General features: G+C 72.9%; 5 protein-coding genes. 2 read left to right on the plus strand and 3 right to left on the minus strand.

Annotated features, from left to right (window positions below; genetic code table 11):
* Window positions 1-165: 165 nt before the first annotated feature.
* Both HYE82_RS32460 and pepN read left to right on the plus strand, forming a co-directional pair.
* Window positions 166-1,197 (plus strand): aspartate-semialdehyde dehydrogenase, encoded by a 1,032-nt coding sequence (locus HYE82_RS32460; protein WP_179177797.1) that lies wholly within the window; start codon window positions 166-168, stop codon window positions 1,195-1,197.
* Between the two features lie 227 nt (window positions 1,198-1,424).
* Entirely contained in the window at window positions 1,425-4,010 is a 2,586-nt protein-coding gene (gene pepN / locus HYE82_RS32465; RefSeq protein WP_179177798.1) for an aminopeptidase N, read from the plus strand.
* A 121-nt stretch (window positions 4,011-4,131) separates the two neighbouring features.
* Here pepN and HYE82_RS32470 read toward each other — a convergent pair whose 3' ends face one another.
* The 3 genes from HYE82_RS32470 to HYE82_RS32480 all read right to left on the minus strand — a co-directional run.
* Window positions 4,132-4,347 carry a hypothetical protein gene (locus HYE82_RS32470; protein WP_179177796.1) on the minus strand — a complete coding sequence of 72 codons (216 nt, stop codon included), beginning with the start codon at window positions 4,345-4,347 and terminating at the stop codon, window positions 4,132-4,134.
* On the minus strand, window positions 4,328-5,287 hold the full coding sequence (locus tag HYE82_RS32475) for an EamA family transporter (protein WP_179177799.1): 960 nt from the start codon (window positions 5,285-5,287) through the stop codon (window positions 4,328-4,330). The genes HYE82_RS32470 and HYE82_RS32475 overlap by 20 nt, the downstream gene beginning before the upstream one ends.
* Window positions 5,288-5,370: 83 nt before the next feature.
* A partial coding sequence (locus HYE82_RS32480; RefSeq protein ID WP_179177800.1) for an MFS transporter occupies window positions 5,371-6,675 on the minus strand: 1,305 nt, incomplete at its 5' end.

Consider the following 6,675-nt stretch of genomic DNA (forward strand, 5'->3'; position numbering starts at 1 on the left):
GGAAGAGGTGATCCGGGACGCCGCAACAGCTCCGTCACGCATTCGTCACCAGGGGTCACTCCCACAACATCGTCCGCTCCTCGGACAATGGATTGGACAAGCCTCGTGGGGTCGAACGCATGATGGCTTCACGCGCCCGCGTCGTACGCACCAAAAGGAGTCACCGTGAGGGTTGGAATCGTCGGAGCCACCGGCCAGGTCGGCGGAGTCATGCGCAGCATCCTCGCCGAGCGCAAGTTCCCGGTGGAGGAGCTGCGCCTGTTCGCCTCGGCCCGCTCCGCGGGCTCCACCCTGGAGTGGGAGGGCCGCGAGATCACCGTCGAGGACGCCGCCACGGCCGACTACACCGGCCTGGACATCGTGCTGTTCTCCGCGGGCGGCGCCACCTCCAAGGCGCTCGCCGAGAAGGTCGCCTCGCAGGGCGCCGTCGTGATCGACAACTCCTCCGCCTGGCGCAAGGACCCCGAGGTCCCGCTGGTCGTGTCCGAGGTGAACCCGCACGCGGTCAAGAACCGCCCCAAGGGCATCATCGCCAACCCGAACTGCACCACCATGGCCGCCATGCCCGTGCTGCGCCCGCTGCACGAGGAAGCCGGGCTGACCGGGCTGGTCGCCACCACCTACCAGGCCGTTTCCGGCTCGGGCGTGGCCGGTGTCGCCGAGCTCGACGGCCAGGTCAAGGCCGTCGCCGCCGGGGCCGCCGGACTGGTCCACGACGGCGGGGCGGTCGACTTCCCGGAGCCGGGCGTCTACAAGCGCCCGATCGCCTTCAACGTGCTGCCGCTGGCGGGCTCGATCGTGGAGGACGGCTCCTTCGAGACCGACGAGGAGCAGAAGCTCCGCAACGAGTCCCGCAAGATCCTGGAGATCCCGGACCTCAAGGTCTCCGGCACCTGCGTGCGCGTCCCGGTCTTCTCCGGCCACTCCCTCCAGGTCAACGCCCGCTTCGCCCGGCCGATCAGCGTGGAGCGCGCCTACGAGCTGCTGAAGGACGCGCCCGGCGTCGAGCTGTCGGAGATCCCGACCCCGCTCCAGGCCGCCGGCAAGGACGCCTCGTACGTGGGCCGCATCCGCGTGGACGAGACGGCCGAGCACGGCCTCGCCCTGTTCGTCTCCAACGACAACCTCCGCAAGGGCGCAGCCCTGAACGCGGTCCAGATCGCCGAGCTCGTCGCCGCGGAGCTCGCACAGGCCTGATCCCGTCCCCGGACCCGTCCGGGGACGCGGGCCTGGCCCCGCCCCCGGACCGGACCCGCGACCGGTCCGGTCCGGTCGCGGCCTCCACGTCGCGCCGGAGTCCGTCGAGCACGGTCGCCGATCGCACCTGCACCGTCGAAACCCTCCGCTGCCAGCGTAGCCACGGCCGATTCCGGCGGTGACGTGGAAGGATGGCCGGGAACGTCACCATCGAAGGAGATGAACGCGTGCCTGGCACGAATCTGACGCGTGAAGAGGCTCGGCAGCGGGCGAAGCTGCTCAGCGTCGACTCGTACGAGATCGACCTCGACCTGAGCGGGGCGCAGCAGGGCGGTACGTACCCCTCCGTGACGACCGTGCGCTTCCGGTCCGCCGAGGCGGGCGCGGAGACCTTCATCGACCTGGTCGCGCCGGCCGTGCACGAGGTCGTCCTCAACGGCAAGTCCCTGGACGCGGCGGCCGTGTTCCGGGACTCGCGCATCACGCTGCCCGGGCTGCTCGCCGGGGACAACGAGCTGAAGGTCGTCGCGGACTGCGCGTACACCAACACGGGCGAGGGCCTGCACCGCTTCGTCGACCCGGTCGACCAGCAGGCCTACCTGTACACCCAGTTCGAGGTCCCCGACGCCCGGCGGGTGTTCGCCAGCTTCGAGCAGCCCGACTTGAAGGCGACGTTCCGGTTCACCGTGAAGGCCCCCGCGGGCTGGACGGTCGTCTCGAACTCCCCGACGCCGGCCCCCGCCGAGGTCGTGGACGACGTCTGGCGCTTCGCGCCGACGCCGCGCATCTCCACGTACATCACCGCCCTGATCGTGGGCCCGTACCACTCGGTGCACAGCAGCTACGTGGGCAAGGACGGCCAGTCGGTGCCGCTCGGCATCTACTGCCGGCCCTCGCTGGCCGAGTTCCTGGACGCGGACGCGATCTTCGACGTCACGCGGCAGGGCTTCGACTGGTTCCAGGAGAAGTTCGCGTACGACTACCCGTTCGCCAAGTACGACCAGCTGTTCGTGCCGGAGTTCAACGCGGGCGCGATGGAGAACGCGGGCGCGGTCACCATCCGCGACCAGTACGTCTTCCGCTCGAAGGTGACGGACGCGGCGTACGAGACGCGCGCCGAGACCATCCTCCACGAGCTCGCCCACATGTGGTTCGGCGACCTGGTCACCATGGAGTGGTGGGACGACCTGTGGCTGAACGAGTCGTTCGCGACGTACACCTCGATCGCCTGCCAGGCGTACGCCGAGGGCTCGAAGTGGCCCCACGCGTGGACCACGTTCGCCAACTCGATGAAGACCTGGGCGTACCGGCAGGACCAGCTGCCGTCCACGCACCCGATCATGGCGGACATCCGTGACCTGGACGACGTCCTGGTCAACTTCGACGGCATCACGTACGCCAAGGGCGCCTCGGTGCTCAAGCAGCTCGTCGCCTACGTCGGCATGGACGCCTTCTTCAAGGGCGTGCAGGCGTACTTCAAGGCGCACGCCTTCGCCAACACGCGCCTGTCGGACCTGCTGGACGCCCTGGAGGAGACCTCCGGCCGCGACCTGGCGGCCTGGTCGAAGGCATGGCTGGAGACCGCCGGCATCAACATCCTGCGCCCGCGGATCGAGACCGACGCGAACGGCGTCATCACCGCCTTCGCGGTCGCCCAGGAGGCCCCGGCGCTGCCCGCCGGCGCCCAGGGCGAGCCCACGCTGCGCCCGCACCGGATCGCGATCGGCCTGTACGACCTCGACGGCGGCAAGCTGGTGCGCACCGACCGCATCGAGCTGGACGTCGACGGCGAGCTGACCGAGGTGCCGGAGCTGGTCGGCCGTACCCGCCCGGCGGTCGTGCTGCTCAACGACGACGACCTGAGCTACGCGAAGGTCCGCCTCGACGAGCAGTCGCTGGCCGCGGTCACCGCCCACCTGGGCGACTTCACCGAGTCGCTGCCGCGGGCGCTGTGCTGGGCCTCGGCCTGGGACATGACCCGGGACGGCGAACTGGCCACCCGCGACTACCTGTCCCTCGTCCTGTCGGGCATCGGCAAGGAGTCGGACATCGGCGTCGTGCAGTCGCTGCACCGGCAGGTGAAGCTGGCGATCGACCTGTACGCCGACCCGGCGTGGCGGGAGCAGGGCCTGGCGGCCTGGACCGAGGCCTCGCTGGAGCACCTGCGCGGCGCCGAGCCGGGCAGCGACCACCAGCTGGCGTGGGCCCGCGCGTTCGCGGCGACGGCCCGCACCGAGGGGCAGCTGACCTACCTCAAGGCGCTGCTGGACGGGGCGGCCGAGGTCGAGGGCCTGGTCGTGGACACCGAGCTGCGCTGGGCCTTCCTGGAGCGGCTGGCCGCGACCGGTGTCGTGGACGAGCCGGAGATCGCCGCGGAGCTGGAGCGCGACCGTACGGCTGCGGGCGAGCGCCACGCGGCGACGGCGCGGGCCGCGCGTCCGACGGCCGGGGCCAAGGCGGCGGCCTGGGCTTCGGTGGTGGAGTCCGCGGACCTGCCGAACGCGGTGCAGGAGGCGGTGATCGGCGGCTTCGTCCAGACCGACCAGCGCGAGCTGCTGGCCCCGTACACCGCGAAGTACTTCGAGGTGGTCAAGGGCATCTGGGAGAGCCGCAGCCACGAGATCGCCCAGCAGATCGCGGTCGGCCTGTACCCGTCCCTCCAGGTCTCCGAGGCGACGCTGGCCGCGACGGACGCCTGGCTGGCCTCGGCCGAGCCGAACGCGGCCCTGCGCCGCCTGGTCTCGGAATCCCGCGCGGGCATCGAGCGGGCCCTGAAGGCCCAGGCGGCCGACGCGGCCGCGGCCGGCGCCTGACCTCCCGGGTCCGGCGTTCGCGTCCGACATCCGGCGCCCGGCGCCTGCTGTCCGACGCGGCCCGGCGATGAACCGACCGGTGCCCCGGCCCGCTTCGGCGGTCCGGGGCACCGGCGCGTCCTCATGCGTGCGGGGATGCCGTCCGCAGCGCGGCCACGTCCTGCAGGGCCAGGGCCACGCCCGTCCCCGCCTCCACCATCGACAGGATCGCGGTCCGGCCGGCGGCCGTGTGCGCCTGCTCGGGGACGAAGCCGGCCGCCCCCGCACGCGGTGCGGGCGATCTCCTGCCGGGGCCGCTGCCCCCGTGGATCCAGTTCCTACCGTCGCACCCGCCCACCGGTCAGGTCCATCGAAACGTTTCGATCTTTCTTTTCGGTGAAACTGGAAGATCGGCGCCCGGGAGCGGGCGCGGGAGCCGCTGCCGCCCGGGCCGCGAACAGCTGGCCGGCGACGGTGGCTCCGAAGGCGATGGCCATGCCGAGCAGTTGGACGGGCGTCAGCGCCTGCCCGAGGGCGGCCCATCCGATGACGGCCGCGGTGAGCGGGGAGAGCGGTCCGAGGAGGGTGACCGAGGTGGCGGTGAGCTGCCCGATGCCGCGGAACCAGAGCCAGTACGCGATCCCGGTGTTGATCAGCATCATGTAGCCGTAGCCGAGGAGGGCGTTGCCGTCGAGAGCGGGCGGTGCCCCCTCGACGAGGGCCGCCACGGGGATCATGACCAGTCCGCCCGCGGTGAGCTGCCAGCCGGCCATGGCCAGCGGGCCGACGCCCTCGGGGCGGCCCCAGCGCTTGGTCATGACGGTGCCGGCGGCCATGGAGGCGGAGGAGACGAGGCCGGCGATGATGCCGACCGCGTCGAGCCGGGCCCCGGCGGTGAGGACGACCATGCTGACGCCGAACGCGGCCGTGACCGCGGTGAGCACGGTCCGCAGCCGAGCCCGCTCCCCGAGGAGCAGGGCGGCGAGCCCGACGACGAACAGCGGGCCGACCGAGCCGAGTACGGCGGCGACACCGCCGGGCAGCCGGTACGCGGAGAGGAACAGCAGCGGGAAGAAGGCGCCGATGTTGAGGGTGCCCAGTACGGCGGCCCTCCCCCACCAACGGCCGGTGGGCAGGGTCCGGGACAGGGCGGTGAGCAGGAGCCCGGCGGGCAGGGCCCGCATGACACCGGTGAACAGCGGGCGGTCGGGCGGCAGCAGCTCGGTGGTCACGGCGTAGGTGGAGCCCCAGGAGATGGGGGCGAGGGCGGTGAGGGCGACGGTGGCCAGGCGCTTCATGACGGGTGACTCCTCGATGCGAGGCGATGCGGTGAGGACGCGAAGGCGGGTGAGAGGCCGCGGGGTGGGGCGGGGCGCCCGGGTCAGGCGGCGGTCGGCGAGGCGGGGGCGGGAGCGGCACCGTCCGCGCCCCGGGCCGGCCCGCGGCCGACGGGCTCGGCCGGCGGCTCGGCGTACACGGCCTCGGCCGGCAGGTGCCGTTCCAGGCGGATCAGGGCGAAGGCGGCGCCGAGTGCGGCGACCGCGAGGAAGGCCCAGGGCAGCCGGCCGTCGACGGCCAGCAGGAACGTGAACAGGGACGGGGCGAGGGCGGTGGCCAGTGAGTAGGAGAGCTGGTAGGTGGCGAGGTAGCGGCCGCGCACGGCTTCCGGGGCGGCGGAGACCGACAGGGCCCCGCCCGAGGGGCTGTGCACCAGTTCGGCCAGGGTGTAGACGACGACGATGGCCAGCAGGGCGACCATGGTCGCGGTCTGCCCGGGGCGCAGCGTGCCGAGCACGATCTGCCCGGTGAAGGCGGCGGCGAAGAGCAGGCCTCCGAGGGCGGCCGAGCGGGTGCGGCGGGCGCCCGAGCGGCGGACCCGGCTCGCGACGAGGACGCCGGTCCCGGCGCAGAGCGCGGTGTTGACGGTGAACGCGGCTCCGGTGAGGGAGTCGGGGCCGTGCAGCCAGGTGGCGATGTAGAGCGGGAAGAGCACGGACAGGGCGGCGTAGCCCAGCGCGGTCAGGAAGTTGGCGGCGGTGAGCCCGAGGAAGGGCCGGTCGCGCAGGACCATCCGGTACCCGGCGGGCACCCCCCGGGCACTGCCGGGCGGGGCGGCGGCCGCGGGGCGGACCCGGGCGACGAGCAGTCCGGCGAGGGCGAAGGCGGCGGCGTTGCCCCAGGCGGTGTGGGCGAAGGCGGAGGTCCCCCAGAGGGCGAGCACGCCGGAGACGATCAGGGCGCCCGCGCCCATGCCGGCGTTCTGCAGGGCCCTGAGGGAGGCCTGGAGCCGGTCGCGGGCGGAGCCGTGCGCCACCTCCCCGATCAGGGACTGCTGGACCACGGGGAAGGAGCGGTCGGCCACGGCGGTGACGAGTGCGACGGCGGCGAAGGCGGCCGGCGAGTCGGCGAAGGGGTAGAGCGCGAAGCCGATCGTCCGGAGCGCGTAGAGCGCCAGGTTGGCCCGCTTGGCGCCGAACCGGTCGACGGCCGTCCCGGCCAGCGGCATGAATGCGAGCCCGGCGAGCCCGGTGGCGGTCAGGACGAGGCCGACGAGGGCGAAGGAGAGGCCGGTGACGTGGTGGAAGAAGACCAGCGAGAACGGGACGTACATGCCGATGCCGACGGCGCTGATGCCGACGCCGACGAGCAGCGCCCGCTCCCCGGCGACGTGTTCCGCCCGTGTCCC

It is taken from the genome of Streptomyces sp. BR123 (assembly GCF_013401435.1).
In the GTDB taxonomy this organism is placed as follows: Bacteria; Actinomycetota; Actinomycetes; order Streptomycetales; family Streptomycetaceae; genus Streptomyces.